This window comes from Micromonospora sp. NPDC023869 (genome assembly GCF_055559695.1).
In genome coordinates, this window is the sequence record NZ_JBVHKD010000001.1 from 98377 (window position 1) to 122414 (window position 24038).

Genomic DNA, 24038 nt, shown 5'->3' on the forward strand with positions numbered 1-24038 from the left:
CCCTGCTGTCGGCCGCCCTCAGTCCTGGCGGTCCGGCACGAACTCGCGGAACGCCGTCTCGAAGTTCGGCAACTGCGCGTCCCACTCGCTGTTCGGCACCTCCCAGCGCAGGGCGAAGCCCCGGTTGCTGGCGGTGACGAAGCCCCGGTTGCGTACCCGCAGCTCGACCCCGTTGCGGGTCTGGTACCAGTCCCAGTCGGCGCAGGTCCGCCACTTGCAGTCGATCGTGTTGATCCTGATGTACCGGTAGTTCTGCACGCCACGGACGTTCTTCCGGCCCGATTCGAGCCCCCGCCAGGTGGCCGCCGCGTCCCGCTGCGGCGACGAGGTGCGGTCGATGGTCAGCTCGCTGACGCCGTTCGGGTCGCGGTACTTGACCCAGGTGGAGCCGGAACTGCGCCGCCAACCGTTCGGCACCGCGACCTTGAAGCCCACCGGGTCGTTCTGCAACGTCCAGCCCTCGGGCAGGCCGCCCGCAGCGCTCTCGGACGGGGTGGGCGACGGGGACGCCGACGGGGAGGCGCTGGGCGGTGCGGCAGAGGTCGGTGGTGGCGCGGCCGGCTCCGAGGTCGGCGGCGCGGACGACTCGGACGTGCCCGCCGCGTCCTGCGGGGTGTTCCCGTCGTCGTCACCGCTGGTGAGCAGCGGAACCGCCACCACCAGGCCGACGAGCAGCAGCGCGACCAGCGCGCCGACCAGCACGGCACGACGGGTGCGCTCGGATCGCAGTTGGCCGGCCTTGAAGACGGAGCCGCGAGCCGGTGCCGCCGGGCTCACCGGCGCCGACGGCATCAGCGAGGTCGAGGCCGACGCGACGGGGGTGGCGGCCTTCGCGGGAGCCGGTGGGTCGACCCGCCGGGTCGGCTCGCCCGAGTCGGACCGGTCGGTCGTCGCGCTCGCGTCGGCCTGCGCGTTCGCCTCCACGGCGGGACCGTCGACCTTGGTGACGTCGGCCGAGGCAGCGGTTGCCCCGCTGTTCGTGGCGGACAGCACCGTCGCGTCGGAGCCGTCCGGCGTCGTCGGCGTACCGGCCGGGGCGGTGCCCTCGTCGACCTGGCCGGTCGAGTCGTCGTCGCCAGTCGCGGTGTCCGTGGCGGACGTGTCGGACCCGGCAGCCGGGTCGGTGTCCGACGCGGACGACGCTGCGTCCGTACGCGACTTCGACTCCGCACCGGCGGCCCCGGCAGCGATCGACGCCGCGTCCACCTTCGTCGTCGGGTCCGCGTCCTGACCAGCATCGACCTTCGCGGTCAGGTCGGCGTCCGCGCCGGTGGGGGCCGCGACCTTCGCCGTCGGCGCGGCGTCGGAGACCGGCGGCTTTCCGGCCGTCGCACCGGAGCCCGACGGACCGGAGGTGGCCGCGCCGGCTGCGGCAGCGCCCGCCGCGAGCGGACCCACGGCCGGTGGCGTACGGGGCACGGGTGGGGTGACCGGCGGCGTCGGCCGCTCCCCCGACGGGCGAGGCGCGGGCACCAGCGGCTGACGCGGTTCACGCGGCCCGTTCGGCCCCGGCCGGCGTACGCCGTCGAGCAGTGAGATGCCCCGACTCCGCTTACCGCTGGCCCGCCGCAGCATCCGCTCGGCCGACTCGGCGGTGATCCGCTCCTCGGGGTCCTTGCGGAGCAGCCCGGCGAGCACCTGCTTGAGCGGTCCGGCGTTACGGGCCGGCGGCACCGGTTCGGTGGCGAGCGCGGCCAGGGTGCTGATCGCCGACGGGCGCGCGAACGGGGACTTGCCCTCCACGGCGGCGTAGAGCGTGGCACCCAGCGACCACAGGTCCGCCTCCGGGCCGGTGGTGCCGTCCCGGGCGCGCTCGGGAGAGATGTACGCCGGAGAGCCGAGCACCATGCCGGTGCGCGTGACGTTCGGGTCGCCGGGGATCGTGGCCAGGCCGAAGTCGGTCAGCACCACCCGACCGTCGGTGCCGAGCAGCACGTTGCCGGGCTTGACGTCGCGGTGCATGATGCCGGCCTTGTGCGCCGCCTTCAGGGCGTTGAGCACGCCCAGCCCGATCTGCACCGCCTGGGCCGCCGGCACCGGCCCGTCCTCGGCGAGGGTGTCCTGCAACGAGCGGGACGCGACGTACTCCATCACGATCCACGGGTCACCGTCGGTGCGGAGCACGTCGAAGATGCGTACCACGTTGATGTTGTTGAGGCGGGCGATGGCCCGCGCCTCCCGCAGCGAGCGTTCGCGCATCTCGCGGCGCTCGTCGTTGGTCAGGCCCGGCGGCGGGACCAACTCCTTGATGGCCACGTCGCGGTGCAGCACCTCGTCGCGCGCCTTCCATACCCGGCCCATGCCGCCCTGACCGAGCGGCGAGAGGAGCCGGTACCGGTCGGCGACGAGTTGGGGGGAAGGCTCAGACATCGCTGAGACGGTACCCGGCAGCTCTGACGCTCACACCGTCGGCACGCCACTGTGTGCCGGAGGTCGAGCTCACAAGCGCGTACGCTGGGGCCCATGTCTGTCGAGGAGCCGCTGTTCCGGGTCGTCCGCGGCGTGCCGACCGCCGAGGAACTTGCCGCGCTGGTGGGCGCGATGGTCGTACGCTCCCGCCCGGTGCCCACGCCCGCTGCCGCCCCGGTCTCGGCCTGGGCCCGCAGCGGCCGACCGGTGGGTGCCGCACTGCTGCCGGGCAGTGGTGCCTGGCGCGCCTCCGGTCTGCCCCGCTGACACGGATCGGCGCGGCTGCTGATGGTGACCGGGGCTGCCGGGGAGGCGTCCAAGGATTAGCCTCACTGAGGGGAACCGGGCCGTTACAGTTTGGAGGGCCGATGATCCCTGAGGATGATCGACAAGCGTCCTGGTCACGCGGTCACCGTGGCGTCGAGGCGGACATCCGCCAGATGCGGGAATTCGCCGACATGCTCCGTGCCGAGGTGGACGGCAACTACGCGCCACACCTGCCGCGCATCGCGGACGACATGCTCGCCCGGGTGCCGAATCCGGCGGACGCCTTCATCGAGCTGGTGCAGTTCATGCGGGCACACTGGGAGACACAGCAGGCCACGACGAACGCCGTCTGGGGCCTCGGCCACAGCACCGGACACCTGGCGCACGCCGCCAGACAGGTGGCCGACCGGTACGCCGACACCGACGCCTTCTCCGCAGCCCGCGTCGCCGACGTCCAGCAGGCGCTCGGGCGGCCGGGAGACGTACCCGCCCAGCCCACACCCTCACCGTCGCTGACCAATCCGACCGGCCCCGACAACGACGGGTCGGTGATGCTGCCGTGAGGGAACCGGGAGTCGGCCGCAGCGGCGGCCTCACCGACTGGTACCTGATGAGCGTGGCCGACATGTGGGCCTGCCTCCAGGATCACGATCCCGACAGCCACTGGCGGCACGTCGCCGGTTGGCGCAAGATCTCCGAGCTGGCCGACCAGCACCTGCACCGCCTCCGGACGTACCGCAGACGCCTCGCCCAGGCATGGCCGCCCGACACCAACGAGGCCGCCCGGGCCTACCTCGCCGAACTGGACGACCTGATCGCGCAGGTGCAACGCACGCACGACGCGGCCAGCGCCAACCAGAGCGCACTCGCCGCCGCCACCCAGGCCCTCAGCAGCACCCGCACCGAACTCAAGAAGATCCACGACGAGTACGCGGACAAGCTCCGACAGAAGCGCGGATGGGAAGAGACCGCCGCCGACCCCAAGGCAGTAGCCGGTAGCCGGAACAGTCAACCGCCGGTGACCGACGCCGACCTGGAGCAGTTGAACGTCAAGGCGCGCGGCATCATGTACGGCCTGAGCAGCGACCTCCAACAGGCCCAAGTAACGCTCCGCCAACCTCCCGCCCCTAAACCGAATGTCCGGGATGGCGCACCTATGGACGCCTACGCTGACAGCCTGACCCCCGTCATTCCACCGATCGTCCCGGTGTCCCACCCTGGCATGACGATCAACCGGTCGACCGCCTCACATAAGCCTTTGTCGAGATCCACGACGCCGACCATTGGCCCCGTGCTCAGCGGCCTAGGCCAACAGGTTCCACCGAACTCAACACCCTCCGCACACCCGAATGTGCCTGCAGCACCAACAGCTTCACCGACCGTGACAGGGCTTCCGCACCCCACGCGCCCAGCGACGGAACCTAAAAATCCGCAGCCGGGCCATGCGCCTCCTCGTCCAGATGGTCGACCCGGAAACAGGGGCAGCACCACAAGCGGCAATCCACCAGGCCCTCCACGAGCCATGCCACCGGGCGGGATTATCGGCGGGCCAGCCGGTGTAGGGCTTAACCAGCCAGGATCGAGCGGATCACCTGTAAGTCGAGTCAATCCCGTGGGCGGGGTAATCGGCGGCGGGGCAGCGGGCACATCCCCGACGGGCGGAGCAGGCTCCCGGCCAGGCCGAGGAAAGGGAATCAGCGCGGGTCAACCACCAAACGGAGGCTTCTCTTCCTTCGGCTTCTCGAACCCCGTGGGCTCAGCACGACCTCGGAGCTATCAGCCCGAGGATCCGCAGCGATGGGACCGGGATAATCCGTGGAAAGTGGAGCAGGGCATTGATCCCGTAGTCCGTCCACCGGACGAGGACGGCCCAATCGACCCCGGGCCAGCAATCGGCTTACCCAGGTGAGACAAGTTCTTAGAACGTCGATCCTCATGCTACTGGCAGGCGCACTAACGTCCGGACTAACCACGCAGGCGCACCCTCAACGCCCTTCTCAAGATGTCGAGCGAGTACGCCACGACCAGTGGCACATCCCCTACCTGAAAGTCACCGAAGCGCACCAGAGCAGCCAGGGGGATGGCGTCGTAGTGGCAATCCTAGACACCGGCGTGAGTTCGCACCCCGACCTACGATCGAATCTCCTCCCCGGAGCGGACCTCACCACAGAGAGGCCGAGCACCGGCCAGAAGGATAAAACAGGACATGGGACAGGAATGGCAGGGATTGTCGCCGCTCATGGGCAATCTGCCGGAGCAGGGGCACTAGGAGTTGCACCAAGATCGAAGATCCTTCCGGTTCGCTGCTTTGATGGACGGCTAGCAAGCGAAGTTGATCGACTCGCTTCGGCTATCGAATATGCCATCACAGCAGGTGCGGATGTTATCAGCATTTCTGCAGGCGGAGGATCGAGCCCCGAACTAATGCGTGCCCTCGAAGCGGCACAGGCGGCGGACGTAATCGTAGTTGCGGCCGCAGGTGATCGCCCTCAGGACTTTACGATCCCATATCCGGCAGCTGCAGACGGAGTCATCGCGGTGGGGGGTGTAGACCGCAAGGGAGAAATCACCTCCACGTCCGCGCACGGAAGAGCTGTGGATCTGGTAGCTCCCGCCGTCGATATCTACAGCACAAGCATAAATGAGAAATATCGTAAGGGAACGGGCACTTCTAACGCTACTGCAATCGTTGCCGGGGCGGCGGCGTTGATTCGGGCCAAGTATCCGTATCTGCCGGCGGACGAGGTGGCGCATCGATTGACGGCGACCGCGATCGACAAGGGGCCTCCCGGGCGGGACGACCAGTACGGCTATGGCGTGATCGATCTGGTTGCGGCACTGACGGCAGACGTACCGCCGAGGGGTTTCGGGCCTGGCGGGTCGGCCACGCCCTCGCCGGGAACGACGCGGGCCGCAAGTCCGAAGGCCGATGAGGACGGTGCGGCGGTGCGAGGTCTGGTGACGCTGGCGGTGCTGATCGCGGCCGGTGCCGGTGGGGTGTGGTGGGCCCGGCGGCGACGACGTTCGGACGACCCGCCGCCACGCGTCAGCCGCTGAGCGGTCTCGGCGGGCGGTTGCCGGTACCGTCGTGCGCGTGTCTGATGCGCTTCCGCTCCGCCTCGTGCTCGCTTCGGCCAGCCCTGCCCGCCGTAAGACCCTGCAGGCCGCCGGCATCGAGCCGGACGTGCTGGTCAGTGGTGTCGACGAGAGTGTGGTGGTGACCGATCGGGCGGAGGATCTCTGCCTGGAGTTGGCCCGGCTCAAGGCGGAGGCGGTGCTGACCCGCCTGCGGCCCGGCGACGGCCAGCGGACGCTGGTGCTGGGCTGCGACTCGGTGCTCGCGTTCGACGGTGAGATCTTCGGCAAGCCGGATGACGCCGCCGACGCTACCCGGCGGTGGGAGCGGATGCGGGGGCGCAGCGGTGTGCTGCACAGCGGCCACTGTCTCATCGACATCGTGGGCGGGCGTCGGGCCGAGGCGGTGGCCTCGACGGTGGTGCACTTCGCCGCCATCAGTGACCAGGAGATCGCCACGTATGTGGCCACCGGCGAGCCGCTCGCGGTGGCCGGCGCGTTCACGATCGACGGGTTGGGCGGGGCGTTCGTGGAGCGGATCGAGGGCGATCCGGGGACGGTCGTCGGGTTGTCCATGCCGTTGCTGCGGCGGCTGCTCGCCGACTTGGACCTGCGGATCACTGATATGTGGACAAAAGTCGCGCCGGGCAACCAGAGCATCGAGCCGCTCGGCTAGCGTCCGGGCATGACGCTCAAGTCGATTCCGCTCACCGACGAGCTGCACGCGTACCTCGTCGCGCACGGCGCGCCGCCGGACGAGATCGTCCGTGACCTGGCCGAGGAGACGCTCGCCGTCCTGCCGGAGCACGCCTCCATGCAGGTGGCACCGGAGCAGGCCGCCTTCCTGACGTTCCTGACCCGGCTGCTCGGAGTTCGCAACGCGGTGGAGGTGGGCACCTTCACCGGCCTGTCCTCGCTGGCGATCGCCCGGGGCCTGGCCGACGGCGGGCGGCTGACCTGCTTCGACATCTCCGAGGAGTACACCGGCATCGCGCGCCGGTACTGGGCGCGGGCCGCTGTGGACGACCGGATCGAGCTACGCATCGGCCCGGCCGGGGAGACGCTGCGCGAGCTGCCGCACGAGCGGTACCTGGACTTCGCCTTCATCGACGCCGACAAGACAAGCTATCCGCTGTACTGGGACGAGTTGGTTCCCCGGATGCGGCCGGGTGGCGTGATCGCCGTCGACAACGTGCTGCGGCACGGGCGGGTGGTGGCGCCGGAGAGCGAGGCCGACCGGGCGATCGCGGCGTTCAACGACGACGTCCTCGCCGATGTGCGGGTGGATGCGGTGATGTTGCCGATCGCCGACGGACTGACCCTCGCCCACGTGCACTGACCGCCTCGCCGGCACCGGTCGCCGCCTCTGTCGTCAGGCTGCTCAGACCGGTGCCGGCGCCCGGTGCTCGACGGCGTCGGCCGGGTCCCGGATGCGGGGCGTTAACAAGGGTCCCCTGCTCTACCGTAGGCGTTAATAAGGGGCCCTTCCTTTCACCGGGCTCGGCGCTGAAGCGGTTAGCGGACGCTGCGGGCGAACTGGCGGGCCGCCCAGTAGACGCCGGCGGCGGCGAGGATCGCGATGATGGTCAGCCCCTGCCAGACCCGGTCGTTGCCGATGTCGCCGTTGAACAGGGCGCGGGTGCCGTCCACCGCCCAGGAGAACGGGTTCCACTTGGCGACGCCCTGCAACCAGCCGGGCGCGAAGGCGAGCGGGAGCAGGATGCCGGAGAGCAGCAGCACCGGCTGGGCGACGGTGTTCATCAGCGGGGCCAGCGCGTCCTCGCTCTTGACCTTGAGCGCGACGCCGTAGCTGACCGCCGAGGTCATCAGCGCGATCAGGGCGAGCATCAGGTATGCCAGCAGCAGGTCGCCGATGAAGACCCGTAGGTCGAACAGGAGCGCCAGCAGGGTGATGATGACCGCCTGGACCATCAGCGACACCACGTCGCGCAGCGAGCGACCGAGCAGCAGGGCGAGCCGGCTGACCGGGGTGACCCGGGAGCGTTCGATCACTCCGGCGCGCAGCTCGGCGATCAGGCCGAAGCCCTGGAACAGGCCGCCGAAGATGGCCAGCAGCACCAGCAGGCCGGGTACGAAGATCTTGTACGCCTCGGCCTGGGTCGGTGCGTTCAGCGCGGGCTTGAGCAGCGGGGCGAACAGGAGCAGATACATCACCGGCTGGAAGACGCCGACGAAAACCCACACGGGGTTGCGCAGCAGCAGGTGGAACTGCCGCTGGAAGATCAGCCAGGTGTCGCGGGCGAGCTTCATGGGACTTTCTCCTGGTCGGTTCAGGACTCGCGCAGCGAGCGGCCGGTCTTGGTGAGGAAGACGTCGTCGAGGCTCGGGCGGTGCAGCTCGATCGACTTGAGGTCGAGACCGGCACCGTCGACCCGGCGCAGGATCCGCGGGATGGCGGTCGCGCCGTCGTCGACGAAGAGGCGCAGGCCGCCCTCTTCCAGGCTCTCCAGCCGGTTCACGTACTCCTCGCCGTCGAGCAGCTTCTCCGCCTCGCCGGTGGCGACGATGTCGAGGCCGACCAGGACGATGTCGCCGGAGATCTCCCGCTTGAGGGCGGTCGGCGTACCCTCGGCGACCACCTCGCCGTGATCCATGATCGCGATGCGGTCGCAGAGCGCGTCGGCCTCGTCGAGGTAGTGGGTGGTGATGAAGACGGTCATCCCGTCGGTCCGCAACCGGCGGATCTCGTCCCACATGTGCGCCCGGCTCTGCGGGTCGAGACCGGTGGTGGGCTCGTCCAGGAAGACGATCTTCGGCTCGTGGATGATGCCGAGCGCGATCTCGACCCGCCGCCGCTGGCCGCCCGAGTACGTCTTGCACTTGCGGTCGGCGAACTCGGTGAGCTGGAACGCCTCCAGCGCGCGTACCGCCCGACGCTGGGCCTCGGCCTTGCCGATGCCGTACATCCGGGCCTGGAGCACCAGTTCCTCACGCGCGGTCGACTCGTCCCAGGTGCTGCCGCCCTGGGCGACGTAGCCGATCCGGCGGCGGACCTCGCCCGGGTTCTTGAGCAGATCGGCACCGGCGATGGTGGCCTGGCCGCCGTCCGGCTCGATCAGCGTCGCGAGCATCCGCAACGTGGTGGTCTTGCCGGCGCCGTTCGGGCCTAGGAACCCGAAGATCTCGCCGGCCGGGACGTCCAGGTCGACGCCGCGTACCGCCTCGACGGTCTTCGTCTCCCGACCGGCCCGGCTGCGGAACGACTTCCGCAGCCCTCTGGTCTCGATCATTTCCACTCCCCGCTCATGGCCGGACTCCGGCCACCATCGTCACGGCACTCCACCACATGGGTACGACACCACGCCGCCTACGACCTGGCCAGACAGTGCGTCATCCCACACTGAGCGATCGTTCGGGGCACCACGGTGAGCTATAAACTCCCGGTCAGTAACCCGCCGGGAGGAGCCACCAAGGTGCGCAAGGTACTCATCGCCAACCGGGGCGAGATCGCCGTCCGGGTCATCCGCGCCTGCCAGGACGCCGGCCTGGGCAGTGTCGCGGTGTACGCGGACTCCGACCGGGATGCCCTGCACGCCACGCTCGCCGACGAAGCGTACGCCCTGGACGGCGACACCGCTGCGAATACTTACCTCCGTATCGACAAACTGATCGACGTCGCTGCCCGTTCCGGTGTCGACGCGGTGCACCCCGGGTACGGCTTCCTCTCCGAGAACGCCGATTTCGCCCAGGCGGTCATCGACGCGGGCCTGACCTGGATCGGTCCCACCCCACAGGCGATCCGCGACCTCGGTGACAAGGTGACCGCCCGGCACATCGCCCAGCGGGCCGGCGCTCCCCTGGTGCCCGGCACCCCGGACCCGGTGGGCAGCCCGGACGAGGTGATGGCCTTCGCCGTGGACCACGGCCTGCCGGTGGCCATCAAGGCCGCCTTCGGTGGCGGCGGGCGCGGCCTGAAGGTCGCCCGCACCATGGAGGAGATCCCGCACCTGTTCGAGTCGGCCACCCGCGAGGCGGTCGCGGCCTTCGGTCGGGGCGAGTGCTTCGTCGAGCGCTACCTCGACCAGCCGCGCCACGTGGAGGCGCAGGTCCTGGCCGACCAGCACGGCAACGTGATCGTCGCCGGCACCCGGGACTGCTCGTTGCAGCGCCGGCACCAGAAGTTGGTCGAGGAGGCACCGGCGCCCTTCCTCACCGCCGAGCAGCGGACGCAGATCCACCAGAGCGCGAAGGCGATCTGCCGGGAGGCCGGTTACCACGGTGCCGGGACGGTGGAGTACCTGGTCGGCAACGACGGCACCATTTCCTTCCTGGAGGTCAACACCCGGCTGCAGGTGGAGCATCCGGTGACCGAGGAGACCGCCGGCATCGACCTGGTCCGCGAGCAGTTCCGCATCGCCGACGGGGAGAAGCTGCGGCTCACCGAGGACCCGACGCCGCGCGGGCACTCCATCGAGTTCCGGATCAACGGCGAGGACCCGGGCCGGGGCTTCCTGCCCGCCCCCGGCACGGTGACCGCCCTGCGTCTGCCGACCGGTCCCGGCGTACGGGTGGACACCGGTATCTCGGCCGGCGACGTGATCGGCGGCAACTTCGACAGCCTGCTCGCCAAGGTCATCATCACCGGCGAGACTCGCACCGAGGCGCTGGAGCGGGCCCGGCGGGCCCTGGACGAGATGGTCATCGAGGGGATGGCCACCGCGCTGCCGTTCCACCGCCTGGTGGTCCGCGACCCGGCGTTCACCGCCGAGCCGTTCGCGGTGCACACCCGTTGGATCGAGACCGAGTTCGACAACACGGTCCCGCCGTTCACCGCGGTGGCCGACGGCCCGGCCGCCCCGACGGAGCGCGAGACGATCGTGGTCGAGGTGGGTGGCAAGCGGCTGGAGGTCAGCCTTCCCGCCGGGCTGGGCGCGGGTGCGGCGGGTGCCGCACCGGCCGCGAAGAAGCCCACCCGTCGGGGCGGCGGTGCCACGGCCGGCGCGGCGGCGGGCGGGGACGCGCTCACCTCACCGATGCAGGGCACCATCGTCAAGATCGCGGTCGCCGACGGCGACACCGTGGCCGAGGGCGACCTGGTCGTGGTGCTGGAGGCGATGAAGATGGAGCAGCCGTTGCACGCGCACAAGGCGGGCACGGTCAGCGGCCTCGCCGCCGAGGTCGGCGCGGTGATCACCGCCGGTGCCGCCGTCTGCACCATCGCCTGAGGTACTGCCGCGTGTAAGGAGGGGTCCCCTACTAACGCCTCGTGTATAGCAGGGGTCCCCTCCTTACATCTCAGTGCAGGGATTCGGCGGCGACGGTGCAGACGGCGGAGGTCAGCGCGGTCAGCACCGGTGAGTCGAGTCGCCAGTGCTGCCAGTAGAGCGGGGTGTCCAGCACCCGGCCGGGCGCGATGTCCACGCATCGCCCGGCGGCCACGTCGGCGTCGGCGATCTGTTCCGCGACCAGTCCCCAGCCGAGGCCGAGCCGGATCGACTCGTTGAACGCCGGGACCGACGGCACGTAGTGCACCGGTGGGTCGAGCGCGTGCCCGGTCACCGTACGCAGGAAACGGTGTTGGATCCGGTCCTTGCGGTCGAAGACCACCACGGGTGCGGCGGCGGCCGCAGCCCTGGTGAGACCGTCGGCGAACCGGCGTCGGGCCAGCGACGGCGCGGCCAGCGCCCGATAGCGCATCGCGCCGAGACGGCGTACCCGGCAGCCCTGCACCGCCTCGCGTTGAGCGGTCACCGCGGCGGTCACCACCCCGTCGCGGAGCAGGACGGCGGTGTGGTCCTGGTCGTCCTGCCGGATGTCGAAGGAGAGTTCCGGCTGGTCGGGCAGCCGGGCCAGGGCGGCGGGGAACCAGGTGGCGAGCGAGTCGGCGTTGACCACGATGGCGACCCGGGTACGGGCCCGGTCGCCGCCGAGCGGTCCTCGGGCGTCGGCCAGCGCCTCGCGTTCGAGCAGGGCGAGCTGCCCGGCCAGGCGCAGCAGCGGTCGCCCGGCCTCGGTGGCGTCGCAGGGGCGGTGCCGCCGGACGAGCACCTGCCCGACGGTCTCCTCCAGGGCCTTGATGCGCTGGCTGACCGCCGAGGGGGTGACGTGCAGCAGCCGCGCCGCCGCCTCGAAGCTGCCCTCGGCGACCACTGCGGCGAGCGTACGGAGCTGGGTGGAGTCCAGACCGCTCATGAAGCTGAGCTTAACCAGATGAAGAACCTTTAGCTGGACTCATCCACCCTCGCACTCCTAGCGTCGGCACCGTGCTCACCTCTGTCGTCGCCGGTTTCTCCCTGTCCATCGCCCTCATCGTCGCCATCGGCGCGCAGAACGCCTTCGTGCTCCGCCAGGGCCTCCGCCGGGAACACGTGGTGCCGGTCGTCCTGACCTGCGCGATCTCCGACGCCCTGCTGATCGGCGTCGGCATCGCCGGAGTGGGGTCGGTGGTGGCGGCCCGACCCGACCTGCTCACCGCGATCCGCTGGGGCGGGGCGGCCTTCCTGCTCGGGTACGCGGCCCTGGCCGCCCGCCGCGCGTGGCGTCCGAGTGCGCTCACACCGGCCCAGCGGCCCCCGGCACGGCTCGGCGCGACGCTGCTGGCCTGCCTCGCCTTCACCTATCTCAACCCGCACGTCTACCTGGACACCGTGCTGCTGCTCGGTGGCATCGCGCAGCAGCAGCCGCACCGCTGGCTGTTCGGTCTCGGCGCGGCGGTGGCCAGCGTCGTCTGGTTCAGCGCGCTCGGCGCGGGGGCGTACCGACTCGCGCCGATGCTCGCCCGGGCCCGGGTCTGGCAGGTGCTCGACGGCGTGATCGCGCTGGTGATGGTGGTGGTAGCGGTCGCGCTGCTGCTGAGCTGAGGGAATGATGGCCGGGTGCGGTTCCTCAATGACGCGACTCCCGGGTACGACCTGACCTACAACGACGTCTTCATGGCCCCGGCCCGATCGGAGGTGGGCTCGCGGCTGGACGTCGACCTGTCCACCGGCGACGGGACGGGTACCACGATCCCGCTGGTGGTGGCGAACATGACGGCGGTCGCCGGCCGGCGGATGGCCGAGACGGTGGCCCGACGCGGCGGCATCGCGGTGATCCCCCAGGACATCCCGATCGAGGTGGTGGCCGAGGTCGTCGCCTGGGTCAAGCAACGGCACCTGATGCACGACACGGCCATCGCGCTCGGTCCGACCGACACCGTCGGTGACGCGATCCACCTGTTGCCCAAGCGGGCGTACGGCGCGGTGATCGTGGTCGACGAGGAGGGCCGCCCGATGGGGGTGGTGACCGAGGCGGACACCGTCGGCGTGGACCGGTTCGCCCAGTTGCGCGACGTGATGTCGGCCGACCTGCACACGGTGCCGGTGGACGCGGATCCGCGTACCGGCTTCGACCGGCTCAGCACCGCGCGGCGGCGGTTGGCCCCGGTGGTGGACGGCGAGGGACGGCTGGTCGGGGTGCTCACCCGGCCGGGCGCACTGCGGGCGACGCTCTACCGGCCTGCGGTGGACGCCCTCGACCGGCTGCGCATCGCGGCGGCGGTGGGCATCAACGGCGACGTGGCAGGCAAGGCGTCGGCGCTGCTGGAAGCCGGGGTGGACACCCTGGTCGTGGACACCGCGCACGGCCACCAGGAGCGGATGATCAGCGCGTTGCGGACCGTCCGGGGTCTCGACCCGGGCGTACCGGTGGCGGCCGGCAACGTGGTCACCGCCGACGGCGTACGCGACCTGGTCGCGGCCGGCGCGGACATCGTCAAGGTGGGCGTCGGACCCGGCGCGATGTGCACCACCCGGATGATGACCGGGGTGGGTCGCCCGCAGTTCTCGGCGGTGCTGGACTGCGCGGCGGCCGCCCGCGAGCTGGGCCGGCACGTCTGGGCCGACGGCGGGGTACGGCATCCGCGTGACGTGGCGCTGGCGCTGGCCGCCGGTGCGTCGAACGTGATGGTGGGCTCCTGGTTCGCCGGCACCTACGAGTCGCCCGGTGACCTCTACACCGACGAGGACGGCCGGCGGTACAAGGAGAGCTTCGGGATGGCCTCGGCGCGCGCGGTCAGCGCCCGGACCGCCGAGGACAGCCCCTACGACCGGGCCCGGAAGGCGATCTTCGAGGAGGGCATCTCGTCGGCCCGGATGTACCTGGACCCGACGCGGCCCGGGGTGGAGGACCTGATCGACGAGATCATCTCCGGCGTACGTAGCGCCTTCACCTACGCCGGGGCACGGAACCTGGACGAGTTCCACGAGCGGGTGCTGGTCGGCGTGCAGAGCACCGCCGGTTACACCGAGGGGATGCCGCTGCCGACGAGCTGGTGACGACCGGCTGGTGACGGCCGGGGTTCGGTCAGCCGGGGTCCGCCGCCGGGGCGAAGAGGCGCCCGATCACCGTCCGGGCAACCTCTCGCGGGTCGTCCCCCACACCGGGGGGTAGCGCGTCGGCCAGCCAGAGCGTGGCGAAGCCATGCACGATCGACCATGCAGCCAAGGCGTCACCGAGCGGCCCGTGCACGCCGCCCCGCCCGTCGCCGGCATCCGTCGCAGCGGCGGGCAGTGCCGTGACCCCGGCATGCAGGGCGGCACCGGCACGCTCCCGGGCGGCCCGGACCTCGGCGGCATCGGATCGGTAGAGATCGGGGTGGAACATCACCTCGAAGTGGGCGCGGTGCCGCACGGCGAAGTCGACGTACGCCACGCCGAGGTCCAGCAGTTCGCCGCCGGCCGATTCCAGCGCCTCGGCGAGCAGGTCGAAGCCCTGCACCGCGAGCGCGGTGAAGAGGCCGGCCCGGTCGCCGAAGTGGTGGGCCGGGGCGGCGTGCGAGACGCCGGCGCGTCGGGCCAGGTCCCGCAGGCTCAGCGCCGCCGGACCCGACTCCCTGATCGCCTCCTCCGCTGCGGCGAGCAGGGCGCGAGGCAGGTCGCCGTGGTGGTAGCCGCGGGTGCCGGTCATCACCCGATCCTATCTTGTCATTGACAAGATGGGCCATCACGAGCCAATCTTGTCGGCGACAAGATTGGTCTTCGAGGAGGTACCGATGGCTCCGCTGATCGCCCTGGTGGCGGGCACCGCGCTCGCCCGACTGGCCGGCCTGGTCGGGGTTTCCGCGCTCGACGGCTGGCAGCCGGCCCTGCGGGTCGGGCTGGCCGTGATGTTCGTGCTGACCGGGATCGCACACTTCACCGGCCGGCGACGCGACCTGATCGAGATGGTCCCGCCCCGACTGCCCCGACCGGACCTGCTGGTCACGGTGACCGGCGTGCTGGAACTCGCGGGCGCGGCCGGCCTGCTGGTGCCGGCCACCGCCCGCTGGGCCGCTGCCGGACTGGCCGTACTGATGCTGGCGATGTTCCCGGCGAACGTCTCGGCCGCGCGCCGGAAACTCACCCTGGGCGGGCGCCCGGTCACCCCGCTCGGCGTCCGTACCGCACTCCAGGTCGTCTTCCTCGCCGCCGCCATCGCGGTCGCCGTCGGGTCATGACCGATCACGCCGCCGGGTCCTCACCCCGTCATCAACGGTGGCGGCGGGCGGCGACGGACCACGATCGGACCCACACGACGAGTTGCCGATATAGAAACTGGGCCCTACAGTTTCCCCTATGGAAACAAGACCCACCCCCGATCAGGCCCGGGAGACGCTTCGACAGCTCACCGACGACGAGAACGCGGTCCGCTACCCCCCGTTCCCGCGATGGTTCTTCGTCGCGATGTCGGCAGCCATGGCCGCCCTGCACCTGGCGCATCTCCTGCCCCCCGCCCACGTGGGCAAGGCGAGCCTCGCCGTGAGCATCGCGGCCATCGTGCTCGGCTGTCGGTACTGGCTCAACCAGGACGGGGTCTCCTGGGCGGCGGTCAAGCCGGGCGACATCGCCCCGTTCCTGGCCGCCGTCTTCGGTTGCTTCGCCCTGACCTGGGCGCTGTCGGCACTCACCGACGCCCGCTGGGTCTGGATCGTCGGCGCCGCCGTGTCGGCGGGCATCGTGCTACGCACCGGCCGGGCGTACCGGCGGGAATTCGGCGATGCCTGAGACACCGATGTTCAACGAGAAGATCCACGCACCGCACCGGTTGCGAATCTGCGCCATGCTCAGCGCCGCGCACCGGGTCGAGTTCCAGCGCCTGCAGGATCATCTCGGGCTCTCCAAATCCGCCCTCAGCAAGCACCTGACGCAGCTCGTGGACGCCGGCTACGTCCGGCAGGACCGCGCCGCACGGGACGCGCACAGCAGGCTGTGGCTCTCCCTCACCCCCGAGGGCGCGAGCGCGTACGCCGACCACGTGAAGGCGCTCCGCGAGATCGTCGGCGCCTGACCCGCCGCACGTCACTCCGCGTCACCGCGACGACCAGGCCGGGAGGTGGCCGGGCCGCTGGCACGGGACCTGCCAGCGGCCCGGCGGCGGCCCGGGCGTCAGGAACGGGGGACCCGACGCCACGCCGGGCCGCGCGCCGACAACGGTACGCGTCCCGAGCCCGATCCCGCGACCGTCGATCGGCGACGACTCTGCCCGATCTCCCTGGTAGTGGCACCGAAGCTTGCCCGTCGACCCCGTCCCGGGACACGTGTGGCTGGTCATCACGGCCGCCGACCGACGGGGTGATGTCGGACACTCCGTCACTCTCGGTATGTTCCGGTCAACTCGCCCAGTGATCGGACAGAGACGACCGCACCACGACGGATCGACCTGCACCGGCACCCCGAGGTCGGTCACCGGGAAAAGCCGGATTGCCGCTCGGGGTGCCCCCGGGGTCGGATTTCGGTGCTCGTCCCGGATCCGCCTGAGGTGCCCGTCGCGACAGGCTGAGCCATGCCTGTAACCCGGAACAGCGCGACGCTGACGCTCGGCGGCATCGTCCTCGCGGCGCTGCTCGCCGTGATCGGCCACGCGGGCGTCGACGGTCTGGACCCGCTGAGCCTGACCGTCAGCGACTACGCCGTCTCCGAGTCCGGCTGGGCCATCCACCTCGCCATGCTCACCCTCGCCGCAGCCTCCGCCGTGCTCGTCCTGGGACTACGCCGCCTCGACCGACCCACCGGAGCGGCCGGTACGCGTCGTGGTCGCGTCGGCACGGCCCAGGTGCTGCTCGCGGCCTGGGCCGGCGGGCTGCTGCTGGCCGGACTGATACCGACCAACCCGCCCGGGACCGAGATGGGCACCGCCGCCTACGTGCACCGGTACGCCTCGGTGGTCGCCTTCCTGGCCCTGCCGCTCGCCGGTTGGCTGGTCGCCGCGCAGTTGCCCGCCACCGCCCGCACCGCCCGCTGGCTGCGCGGGCTGACGATCGCCAGCCTGCTGCTCGCCGCCGTGATGGTCTGGTCCGCCTACCCCGGCGACCGCGCATACTACGGCCTGATCGAGCGCGCCCTCATCCTCGCCGAGGTGGCCCTGCTCACCGTCCTGGCCACCGTCGGGAGGAGGGTGGGGGCGGTTACTCCAGTTCGTGGAGCATGAGTTGGCGGGCGGCCTCGGTGAGGGAGCCGGAGAGGCTGGGATAGATGGTGATGGTCTGCGCCAGCTCGTTGACGGTGAGGTTGTTCTCCACCGCCATGGTGATCGGCAGGATCAGTTCGCTCGCCTTCGGCGCCACCACCACGCCACCGATCACCTGCCCGCTGGCCGGGCGGCAGAACAGCTTGACGAACCCGTCGGCCACCTCGTCCATCTTCGCCCGGGCGTTACCGGCCAACGGCAGCATCACCTGCCGGGCCGGCACCTTGCCGGCGTCCATCTCGTCCTGCGACACGCCCACGGTGGCCAGCTCGGGGTCGGTGAAGACGTTCGCCGAGACGGTCCGCAGCCGCAGCGGCCGGACCGCCTCACCGAGCGCGTGCCACATGGCGATCCGGCCCTGCATGGCGGCGACACTGGCCAACGGCAGGACGCCGGTGCAGTCGCCGGCCGCGTAGATGCCGGGGACGTTGGTACGGGAGACCCGGTCCACGGTCACGTACCCGCCCCGGGCCAGCGTGACGCCGTACTCGGCCAGGCCCAGCTCCTCGGTGTTGGGGATCGAGCCGACCGCGATCAGCGCGTGCGAGCCGTACACCTTGCGACCGTCGGAGAGGACGACCTCGACGCCGTCGTCGGTCCGGCGGACCCCCTCGGCGCGGGAATTGTTCAGGATGCTCATGCCCCGGGCGCGGAAGACCCGCTCGATGGCCTGTGCCGCGTCGGCGTCCTCGTGCGGCATCACGCGGTCCCGGCTGGAGACCAGGGTCACCTCGACGCCCATCGCCAGATAGGCGCTGGCGAACTCGGCGCCGGTCACGCCGGAGCCGACCACGATCAGGTGCTCGGGCAGCTCGGGCAGGTCGTACACCTGCCGCCAGGTGAGGATGCGCTCGCCGTCGGGCACGGCGGTGGGCAGTTGGCGCGGGGTGGCGCCGGTGGCGACCAGCACCGTCGAGGCACTGATCGAGTACGGCGCATCGCCGCCGTCCGGCGTGACGATCACCCGGTGGGTGTGGCCGAGGGTGTCCTCGCCCAGCCGGGCCCGACCGGAGACGAAGGTGACGCCGGCCTTGAGCAGCTTCGCGTGGATGTCCGAGGACTGCGCCAGGGCGAGCCGCTTGACCCGCTCGTGGACCGCCCGGGCGTCGACGGTGACCGCCTCCAGGCCGTCGGAGTGCACCCCGAACACCTCGGTGTCCCGGTATCCGGTCACCACCTCGGAGCTGGCGATGAACGTCTTCGACGGTACGCAGTCGGACAGCACGCAGGCACCGCCTGCGCCGTCGGCCTCCACCACGGTCACGGCGGCGTCCAGCTGAGCGGCGACCAGCGCGGCCTCGTAACCGGCCGGCCCCCCGCCGATGATCACGATCTGGCTCACCACGACCGCCCCTCGTCCATGCTCACAGTGACTTTCTTCTCCCCGACGCGTCCGACACGCACCGTCGTATTCTCCCCCACCCGCCCGGCGGGCTATCGTCATCGCCGTGCGTCTCTACGCCGCCTACGGCTCGAACCTGGACCCTGCCCGAATGCGTGCCTACTGCCCGCATTCCCCCATGGTGGGCATCGGCTGGCTGGAGGGCTGGCGGCTCACCTTCGCCGGTGAGGACGTCATCGGCTGGGAGGGTGCCGTCAGCACCGTGGTCGAATCCCCCGGCGACCGGGTCTTCGTCGCGCTCTACGACATCCACCCGTACGACGCGGCCCAGCTCGACGAGATCGAGGGCGTCACCTCCGGCACGTACCGGAAGCTGACCGTCCGGGTCTCGACGCTGGACGGCGACGTGACGGCCTGGGTCTACGTCTTCGACGGCTACGAGGGTGGTCTGCCCACCTCGTGGTACGTCTCGGAGATCGCGAACGCCGCCGAGAAGGCGGGCGCGCCGGACGACTACGTCGTCGAGCTGCGGTCCCGCCCCACCGGCACGGCGTCGGCCTAGCGCGTCTCCCACACCCCCCAGTCTGCTACCGACCGGCGGCACCCCGCCCGGCACCCCCGCCGAGCCGGACGCCGGTCACAGCCGGCCACGCCCGGTCAGCCCTGCGTGTGCGCGTCCGGTCAGCCCTGCGTGTACGCCCGTGCCTCGGTCAACAACTCGACCAGTTCGGCGCCCTCGGTCGGGCCGAGCGCGGCGAAGGCGGGCGCCACCAGGCGGTCGGTCACCGCCTCGGCCCAGAGCCGGCGACGCACCAGCGGCCCGACCGGCGGGTACGGCGGCGGCCACCCGCAGGCCACCGCCCCGCTCTCGCCCTCCGGCCCGGCCAGCACCGCCTCCAGCGGCGTCATCCCGCAGGCCCGTACGGCCACCAGGTGCGCGCCGGTGAAGTGCTCGCGGAGCAGGCGCAGCCCGGCGGCGGCCCGGGCACCGGGGCTCCTGGGCTCGGAGGGCACGGCCCGCCAGGCGGCGAAGAGCGGCATGGCGCTGGCGTCGGCTGCCGCGACGGTCCGTTCCACGAGGGTGGCCAGTCGGTCGACGTGGGGCAGCGCGGCCAACCGGTCCTCGCCCCAGCGGCAGCACTCGGCCAGGCTGGCGGCGGCCACCTCGGTGGGGCGTACGGTGCGGGCGGCGGCGTCCCAGCCGTCGGCGACGGCGTCGGGGGCGATGAACCCGAGCGCGGCGGCGACCGTCTCGGCGCGTACGTCACCGAGTGCCCCGGCGCGCCCGGTGACGTAGAAGGCCCAGCCGGAGATGCCGAGCAGCCGGGCCCGACGCAGCGTGGTGGGGCACCGGCCGTACGCCTCGCCGAGCGCGAGCACCGCCGGCTTGCTGGCCGCCGCCACCTGTTCCGGGGTCATGCCGTCCCGCCCGGAGCGCAGCCGCCCGAGGGTCCGTCCACGAAGGATCCGACCGAAGGTCCGTCCATGACGGATCAGTCTGCCGCGCCGTCGCCCCGCTCGGCATCCCCCTCCTCGGCGGTCAACGCCTCCATCGCGGCCTCCACCTCCCCGGTGCGTCGCCGGGCGACGGCGGCGGACCGTTCGGCGGCCCGGCGGGCCAGTCGGGACCGGCTCAGTTCCTGCTCGGCGACGGCCCGGCGGCGCTCCAGCTCGGCCAGTTCCGTCTCGACGGCGTCCAGGGCTGCCGTCCCGTCGCGCTCGGCGGACTGCGCCGCGTCGAGGTCCGTCTCGGCCCGTTCCTGGTCGGTACGCGCCCGGGCCAGCTCTTTCTCCAGCGCCTTGCGGCGGCGGGCCAACTCGGCGCGGGCGGCTCGTCGGGCCTGTTCGGCACGCATCGCGCCGCGGTCCGGCGGGCGGGCGGGTGTCGCCGGTGCGGGCGGTTCCTCCCCGCCGGTGACCAGCCGCAACTGTGGCCGGGGCACCTCGCCGAACCCGGCGTAGTGGGCCGGGCGAAGCAGCCGACCGGACCGCACCTGCTCGGCCACGCCGGGGTCGGCGAGGGCCGCGTTCAGGGTCGCCTCGACCTCGGCCAACGGCAGCTTCCCGGCCGACGGCGCCCCCGGCACGTCGGCGGCGAGCCGGCGTACCTCGGCGACCAGGGCGGAGACCACGGACCGCCGCTGCGCGGACAGCTCCCGCAGGCGCGGGCCGCGCAGCTCGCGCTGGGCGTCCCGCAACGCGTCGGCCAACTGCGCCAGGTCGTCGACCAGTTCGGGACGCTCGACGGCGAGCAGGTTGACCAGCCAGGCGGCCACCGTGGGGCGGCGCAGTCGGGCGATCTCACGGGCCCTCCGCCCGTCCCCGGCGCGCCGGGCCTGCGCCACCGCGGCGTCCCGGGCAGCGACGAACCGATCCGGTGGCGTGCGGTAGAGCTGCGCCACCGGATCGGACGGAGGTTCGGGCATCGACTCAGCCGTCGATTCGGCTGCCTGGTTCCAGCCGCTGGTACTCGCTGCCGGACAGGGCGGTGTACTGCCGGTCGAGCACCGCGAGGCCGTGGGTGTTGAGCAGGGCGTCGTGCAGTGCGAAGACCCGGCGCGGGGACACCGCCCGGATGAAGTCGACCACCTCGGAGAACTTCGACCAGGGCGCGTGAATCGGGGCGAAGAGCGTGTCGACCTGGATGTCGTCCGGCACGAACAGCGCGTCACCCGGGTGGTAGACCACCTCGTCGAGCAGGTAGCCGAGGTTGTCGACGAGCGGGATGTCGGGATGGATCACCGCGTGCCGGCCGCCGTAGGCGCGGACCGGGACACCGGCGGCGGTGAACGCGTCACCGGGGGCGACCGGGCGCAGCGCCTCGGCCGCGTCGCCGAGCGGTCCGGCCACCGAGGCCGGTCCGTGGATGGTGAACGGCCGCCGGGCCAGCTGCCGGTTGATCGCCTCGGCGTCCACGTGGTCCTGGTGCTCGTGGGTGATCAGGACCGCGTCGGCCCCGTCCAGTGCCACGGCGGCCTCGCTGAACACGCCCGGATCGACGACCAGCACTCCCCCGTCGTGCTCGACCCGCAGGCACGAGTGGGCGTACTTGGTGATCCGCATCGTGATGCCTCCCATACCGAATCGTGACCGTCCTGAGCGCAGTCTGCCGGAACCCGGGGGACAGCGCTCGACGTCCGAGCTATCACCCGCTCCGGGCCGAGGAAGGGAACGTTGATGACACCGACAAGAACCCGCCGTCACGCGGCGACGGGAATGACTGCGCTGGTCATGCTGCTGGTGGTGACCGGCTGCGGCAGCGGCGACAGCGGCAGCGACAGCGCGGCGACCTCCAACGAGGCGGGCCGGGCCGCCGCGCCACAGGCGGTGGACGGCGCCGGTCCGGTGGGTGAGCGGCCCGGTCCGGCGGATCAGCGGGGCGGTGCCGGCGCGGCGGCGGACACCCGGGTCGACCAACGGTCCATCGTCTACACCGGCTCCATCCGGGTGAAGGTGGACGACGTGGAGGCCGCCGCACGGGCGGCGTCCGACGCGGCCACCCGGGCCGGCGGCTTCGTCGGCGGCGACCAGCGCCGCAGCTCGGACGCGGACGCGGTCGCGGAGCTGACGCTACGGGTACCGGCGGACCGGTTCTATCCGGTGGTCGAGGAGTTGGCGGGTCTCGGTCGGCAGGAACGCCGGCAGATCGACACCGAGGACGTCACCGAGGAGACCGTCGACCTCGACGCGCGGATCGCCACCCAGCGGGCGCGGGTGGAGAGCGCGCGTCGGCTGCTGGACCGGGCCGAGTCGATCGCCGACCTGGTCAGCCTGGAGAACGAGTTGGCCCGCCGGGAGGCCGACCTCGCCTCGTTGGAGGCGAAGAAGCGGCGGCTGGCCGACCTGACCGCACTTTCCACGATCACCGTCAGCCTGGTGGGGCCGGACGCCAGCACCGCTGACGAGGAGCGGGAGATCGGCTTCCTGGCCGGGCTGAGCGGAGGCTGGACGGTCTTCCTCGCCTCGATGACGGTCCTGCTCACCGTGCTCGGCGCGGTGCTGCCCTGGCTGCTGGTCCTCGGCGTACCGCTGGTGGCGCTGTGGTGGTGGAGCCGTCGCCGACGCCGCCGGGTCCGCCCCGAGCCGGCGCTGGTCGCGCCGGTCGGCACGCCGCCACCGCCCGGGGTGGACCCGAGGTCGCCGTCGGTCAGCGAGCCGCCGCCAGTGCCTGGAGCGCGGTCTGCACCATGAGTCGTACGCCCGCCGGGATGGCCCGTTCGTCCACGTCGAACGACGCCCGGTGCAGGTCCACGTTCGGCCCGGAGCGGCCGACCCCGAGTCGGGCCAGCGCGCCGGGGACGTACTCCAGATACCAGGAGAAGTCCTCGCCGCCCATGCTCTGCGGGGTTTCGGCGACGCCCTCCGGGCCGAGCGCGGCGACGGTGGCCGAGGTCAGCACGTTGATGGCCGCCGCGTCGTTGCAGACCGGCGGGCGTCCCCGCAGGTACTCCAGGTCGACCGTGGCCCCGGTCGGGGCGATCACGTCCCGGACCACCTGCGTGACGATCTTCGGGGCCTGTTCCCAGGCGTCCCGGTCCATCACCCGCAGCGTGCCGGAGGCGGACGCCTCGGAGGGGATGACGTTGTAGCGGGTGCCGGCGGAGGCGTGCCCGAAGACCAGCAGCAGCCCGCTGTTGGCCGGCACCCGGCGGCTGATCAGCGCGGGCACCTCGGTGATCAGCCGACCGAGCGCGTCGACCAGGTCGACGGTCAGGTGCGGGCGGGCGGTGTGCCCGCCCGGTCCGGTCAATCGGACCGTGACGTTGTCGGCGGCGGCGGTGATCGGCCCGACCCGCAGGCCGACCTTGCCGACCGGCTGGTTCGGGTCGCAGTGCAGCGCGAAGATCTGCACCACGTCGTCCAGGCCGCCCGCCTCGATCACTTCGAGCGAACCGCAGGGCAGGATCTCCTCGGCCGGCTGGAAGATCAACCGGACCCGGCCGGGCAGCTCGCCCAGGTCGGCGAGCTGAGCGAGCAGCATGCCGACGCCGAGCAGGATCGTGGTGTGCACGTCGTGCCCGCAGGCGTGGCAGACCCCGTCCACGGTGGAGCGGTACGGCACGTCCTTGACGTCGGTCAGCGGCAGCGCGTCGATGTCGGCGCGCAGCGCGATCACCGGCCCGTCGGGGCGGCCGTCGACGTCGCAGATGACCCCGTTGCCCTTGGGCAGCATGCGGGGGCTGAGCCCGGCCAGGGTGAGTTCCCGGGCGATCAGGGCGGCGGTGTCGAACTCCTGACCGGACAGCTCCGGATGCGCGTGAATGTGACGGCGCGTGGCGATCAGGCCCGGTACCCGGAGGGCGAGCAGGTGGTCCAGCTCGGACGGCAGGGGCTGGCCACCGGTCGGTGGCGCCTCGGGCCAAGACGACGCCAATTGCTCGCCGGTTGGCATAGTCAACGCACTCGTCACGTCGAATTCTCGATCACTAGAAATGGATGGATCATCGGGGACAGCAGACAGCGTAGACCCCCGAAGGTAACTCTGCGCAACCTCGTTCCG

24 protein-coding genes are annotated in these 24038 nt (G+C 71.6%); 14 read left to right on the forward strand and 10 right to left on the reverse strand.

The genetic code is table 11. The features are described from left to right. Positions 1-18 precede the first annotated feature (18 nt). Complete coding sequence (locus tag ACZ31C_RS00440) at positions 19-2370, reverse strand: serine/threonine-protein kinase (RefSeq protein ID WP_465793581.1); 2352 nt, start codon at positions 2368-2370, stop codon at positions 19-21. A 93-nt stretch (positions 2371-2463) separates the two neighbouring features. On the opposite strand from ACZ31C_RS00440, the gene ACZ31C_RS00445 reads away from it, so the two are divergent. The 5 genes from ACZ31C_RS00445 (at position 2464) to ACZ31C_RS00465 (ending at position 7090) form a co-directional block, all read left to right on the forward strand. Continuing rightward, positions 2464-2676, forward strand: coding sequence for an acyl-CoA carboxylase subunit epsilon (locus tag ACZ31C_RS00445; protein WP_465793582.1), 213 nt, complete (start codon positions 2464-2466; stop codon positions 2674-2676). A gap of 101 nt (positions 2677-2777) precedes the next feature. Beyond that, positions 2778-3239, forward strand: a complete 462-nt coding sequence (locus ACZ31C_RS00450) for a hypothetical protein (protein ID WP_465793583.1) — start codon at positions 2778-2780, stop codon at positions 3237-3239. Between the two features lie 1372 nt (positions 3240-4611). Continuing rightward, positions 4612-5733 carry a S8 family serine peptidase gene (locus ACZ31C_RS00455; protein WP_465793584.1) on the forward strand — a complete coding sequence of 374 codons (1122 nt, stop codon included), beginning with the start codon at positions 4612-4614 and terminating at the stop codon, positions 5731-5733. 37 nt (positions 5734-5770) lie between these two features. Then, complete coding sequence (locus ACZ31C_RS00460) at positions 5771-6427, forward strand: Maf family protein (RefSeq protein WP_465793585.1); 657 nt, start codon at positions 5771-5773, stop codon at positions 6425-6427. 9 nt (positions 6428-6436) lie between these two features. Further along, positions 6437-7090 carry an O-methyltransferase gene (locus ACZ31C_RS00465; RefSeq protein WP_465793586.1) on the forward strand — a complete coding sequence of 218 codons (654 nt, stop codon included), beginning with the start codon at positions 6437-6439 and terminating at the stop codon, positions 7088-7090. A 176-nt stretch (positions 7091-7266) separates the two neighbouring features. Here the strand turns inward: ACZ31C_RS00465 and ACZ31C_RS00470 are convergent, their stop codons facing one another. Both ACZ31C_RS00470 and ACZ31C_RS00475 read right to left on the reverse strand, forming a co-directional pair. Beyond that, a complete protein-coding gene (locus ACZ31C_RS00470) occupies positions 7267-8022 on the reverse strand; it encodes an ABC transporter permease (RefSeq protein ID WP_176092558.1) in 756 nt (251 codons plus the stop codon). A 20-nt stretch (positions 8023-8042) separates the two neighbouring features. Further along, on the reverse strand, positions 8043-9002 hold the full coding sequence (locus ACZ31C_RS00475) for an ATP-binding cassette domain-containing protein (protein ID WP_396740681.1): 960 nt from the start codon (positions 9000-9002) through the stop codon (positions 8043-8045). A 183-nt stretch (positions 9003-9185) separates the two neighbouring features. On the opposite strand from ACZ31C_RS00475, the gene ACZ31C_RS00480 reads away from it, so the two are divergent. Further along, positions 9186-10937 carry an acetyl/propionyl/methylcrotonyl-CoA carboxylase subunit alpha gene (locus ACZ31C_RS00480; RefSeq protein ID WP_465793587.1) on the forward strand — a complete coding sequence of 584 codons (1752 nt, stop codon included), beginning with the start codon at positions 9186-9188 and terminating at the stop codon, positions 10935-10937. 70 nt (positions 10938-11007) lie between these two features. Here ACZ31C_RS00480 and ACZ31C_RS00485 read toward each other — a convergent pair whose 3' ends face one another. Continuing rightward, on the reverse strand, positions 11008-11904 hold the full coding sequence (locus tag ACZ31C_RS00485) for a LysR family transcriptional regulator ArgP (RefSeq protein ID WP_465793588.1): 897 nt from the start codon (positions 11902-11904) through the stop codon (positions 11008-11010). Positions 11905-11975: 71 nt separating this feature from the next. Between ACZ31C_RS00485 and ACZ31C_RS00490 the strand changes: the two genes are divergently transcribed. After that, positions 11976-12572: a LysE/ArgO family amino acid transporter gene (locus ACZ31C_RS00490; RefSeq protein ID WP_396740686.1), complete on the forward strand. Its 597-nt coding sequence runs from the start codon at positions 11976-11978 to the stop codon at positions 12570-12572. A gap of 15 nt (positions 12573-12587) precedes the next feature. Continuing rightward, entirely contained in the window at positions 12588-14027 is a 1440-nt protein-coding gene (locus tag ACZ31C_RS00495) for a GuaB1 family IMP dehydrogenase-related protein (protein WP_465793589.1), read from the forward strand. A gap of 28 nt (positions 14028-14055) precedes the next feature. Here ACZ31C_RS00495 and ACZ31C_RS00500 read toward each other — a convergent pair whose 3' ends face one another. Then, complete coding sequence (locus ACZ31C_RS00500) at positions 14056-14658, reverse strand: TetR/AcrR family transcriptional regulator (RefSeq protein ID WP_465793590.1); 603 nt, start codon at positions 14656-14658, stop codon at positions 14056-14058. An 85-nt stretch (positions 14659-14743) separates the two neighbouring features. On the opposite strand from ACZ31C_RS00500, the gene ACZ31C_RS00505 reads away from it, so the two are divergent. The 4 genes from ACZ31C_RS00505 (at position 14744) to ACZ31C_RS00520 (ending at position 17157) form a co-directional block, all read left to right on the forward strand. Beyond that, positions 14744-15187, forward strand: a complete 444-nt coding sequence (locus ACZ31C_RS00505; protein WP_465793591.1) for a DoxX family protein — start codon at positions 14744-14746, stop codon at positions 15185-15187. 118 nt (positions 15188-15305) lie between these two features. Further along, a complete protein-coding gene (locus tag ACZ31C_RS00510) occupies positions 15306-15734 on the forward strand; it encodes a hypothetical protein (RefSeq protein WP_465793592.1) in 429 nt (142 codons plus the stop codon). Beyond that, positions 15727-16017, forward strand: a complete 291-nt coding sequence (locus tag ACZ31C_RS00515; protein WP_465793593.1) for a transcriptional regulator — start codon at positions 15727-15729, stop codon at positions 16015-16017. Before ACZ31C_RS00510 ends, ACZ31C_RS00515 begins: the two co-directional genes overlap by 8 nt. A gap of 495 nt (positions 16018-16512) precedes the next feature. Further along, entirely contained in the window at positions 16513-17157 is a 645-nt protein-coding gene (locus tag ACZ31C_RS00520) for a DUF998 domain-containing protein (protein ID WP_465793594.1), read from the forward strand. On the opposite strand, the gene ACZ31C_RS00525 is transcribed toward ACZ31C_RS00520, so the two are convergent. Further along, positions 17135-18538 carry an NAD(P)H-quinone dehydrogenase gene (locus ACZ31C_RS00525; RefSeq protein ID WP_396740700.1) on the reverse strand — a complete coding sequence of 468 codons (1404 nt, stop codon included), beginning with the start codon at positions 18536-18538 and terminating at the stop codon, positions 17135-17137. The two genes, ACZ31C_RS00520 and ACZ31C_RS00525, sit on opposite strands and share 23 nt — an antisense overlap. A gap of 106 nt (positions 18539-18644) precedes the next feature. Here ACZ31C_RS00525 and ACZ31C_RS00530 point away from each other — a divergent pair, with 106 nt between their 5' ends. Continuing rightward, on the forward strand, positions 18645-19100 hold the full coding sequence (locus tag ACZ31C_RS00530) for a gamma-glutamylcyclotransferase (RefSeq protein WP_350695781.1): 456 nt from the start codon (positions 18645-18647) through the stop codon (positions 19098-19100). Positions 19101-19219: 119 nt separating this feature from the next. Here ACZ31C_RS00530 and ACZ31C_RS00535 read toward each other — a convergent pair whose 3' ends face one another. The 3 genes from ACZ31C_RS00535 to ACZ31C_RS00545 form a co-directional block, all read right to left on the reverse strand. After that, the gene (locus ACZ31C_RS00535) at positions 19220-19957 is read right to left on the reverse strand and encodes an SCO6745 family protein (RefSeq protein WP_465793595.1); all 738 of its coding nucleotides are present in this window, start codon (positions 19955-19957) and stop codon (positions 19220-19222) included. Between the two features lie 74 nt (positions 19958-20031). After that, entirely contained in the window at positions 20032-20964 is a 933-nt protein-coding gene (locus ACZ31C_RS00540) for a hypothetical protein (protein ID WP_465793596.1), read from the reverse strand. A gap of 4 nt (positions 20965-20968) precedes the next feature. Then, positions 20969-21601, reverse strand: a complete 633-nt coding sequence (locus ACZ31C_RS00545) for an MBL fold metallo-hydrolase (RefSeq protein WP_396740706.1) — start codon at positions 21599-21601, stop codon at positions 20969-20971. A gap of 153 nt (positions 21602-21754) precedes the next feature. On the opposite strand from ACZ31C_RS00545, the gene ACZ31C_RS00550 reads away from it, so the two are divergent. Continuing rightward, complete coding sequence (locus ACZ31C_RS00550; protein WP_465793597.1) at positions 21755-22729, forward strand: DUF4349 domain-containing protein; 975 nt, start codon at positions 21755-21757, stop codon at positions 22727-22729. On the opposite strand, the gene ACZ31C_RS00555 is transcribed toward ACZ31C_RS00550, so the two are convergent. Next, positions 22686-23948 (reverse strand): amidohydrolase, encoded by a 1263-nt coding sequence (locus tag ACZ31C_RS00555; RefSeq protein ID WP_465793598.1) that lies wholly within the window; start codon positions 23946-23948, stop codon positions 22686-22688. The two genes, ACZ31C_RS00550 and ACZ31C_RS00555, sit on opposite strands and share 44 nt — an antisense overlap. Between the last annotated feature and the right edge of the window lie 90 nt (positions 23949-24038).

Bases quoted from the DNA above. Each gene is read 5' to 3' on its own strand.
- ACZ31C_RS00440 (WP_465793581.1), bottom strand. From the start codon at position 2,370: ATGTCTGAGCCTTCCCCCCAACTCGTCGCCGACCGGTACCGGCTCCTC.
- ACZ31C_RS00445 (WP_465793582.1), top strand. From the start codon at position 2,464: ATGTCTGTCGAGGAGCCGCTGTTCCGGGTCGTCCGCGGCGTGCCGACC.
- ACZ31C_RS00450 (WP_465793583.1), top strand. From the start codon at position 2,778: ATGATCCCTGAGGATGATCGACAAGCGTCCTGGTCACGCGGTCACCGT.
- ACZ31C_RS00455 (WP_465793584.1), top strand. From the start codon at position 4,612: ATGCTACTGGCAGGCGCACTAACGTCCGGACTAACCACGCAGGCGCAC.
- ACZ31C_RS00465 (WP_465793586.1), top strand. From the start codon at position 6,437: ATGACGCTCAAGTCGATTCCGCTCACCGACGAGCTGCACGCGTACCTC.
- ACZ31C_RS00470 (WP_176092558.1), bottom strand. From the start codon at position 8,022: ATGAAGCTCGCCCGCGACACCTGGCTGATCTTCCAGCGGCAGTTCCAC.
- ACZ31C_RS00475 (WP_396740681.1), bottom strand. From the start codon at position 9,002: ATGATCGAGACCAGAGGGCTGCGGAAGTCGTTCCGCAGCCGGGCCGGT.
- ACZ31C_RS00485 (WP_465793588.1), bottom strand. From the start codon at position 11,904: ATGAGCGGTCTGGACTCCACCCAGCTCCGTACGCTCGCCGCAGTGGTC.
- ACZ31C_RS00500 (WP_465793590.1), bottom strand. From the start codon at position 14,658: ATGACCGGCACCCGCGGCTACCACCACGGCGACCTGCCTCGCGCCCTG.
- ACZ31C_RS00505 (WP_465793591.1), top strand. From the start codon at position 14,744: ATGGCTCCGCTGATCGCCCTGGTGGCGGGCACCGCGCTCGCCCGACTG.
- ACZ31C_RS00510 (WP_465793592.1), top strand. From the start codon at position 15,306: ATGGAAACAAGACCCACCCCCGATCAGGCCCGGGAGACGCTTCGACAG.
- ACZ31C_RS00515 (WP_465793593.1), top strand. From the start codon at position 15,727: ATGCCTGAGACACCGATGTTCAACGAGAAGATCCACGCACCGCACCGG.
- ACZ31C_RS00520 (WP_465793594.1), top strand. From the start codon at position 16,513: ATGCCTGTAACCCGGAACAGCGCGACGCTGACGCTCGGCGGCATCGTC.
- ACZ31C_RS00535 (WP_465793595.1), bottom strand. From the start codon at position 19,957: ATGACCCCGGAACAGGTGGCGGCGGCCAGCAAGCCGGCGGTGCTCGCG.
- ACZ31C_RS00540 (WP_465793596.1), bottom strand. From the start codon at position 20,964: ATGCCCGAACCTCCGTCCGATCCGGTGGCGCAGCTCTACCGCACGCCA.
- ACZ31C_RS00545 (WP_396740706.1), bottom strand. From the start codon at position 21,601: ATGCGGATCACCAAGTACGCCCACTCGTGCCTGCGGGTCGAGCACGAC.
- ACZ31C_RS00550 (WP_465793597.1), top strand. From the start codon at position 21,755: ATGACTGCGCTGGTCATGCTGCTGGTGGTGACCGGCTGCGGCAGCGGC.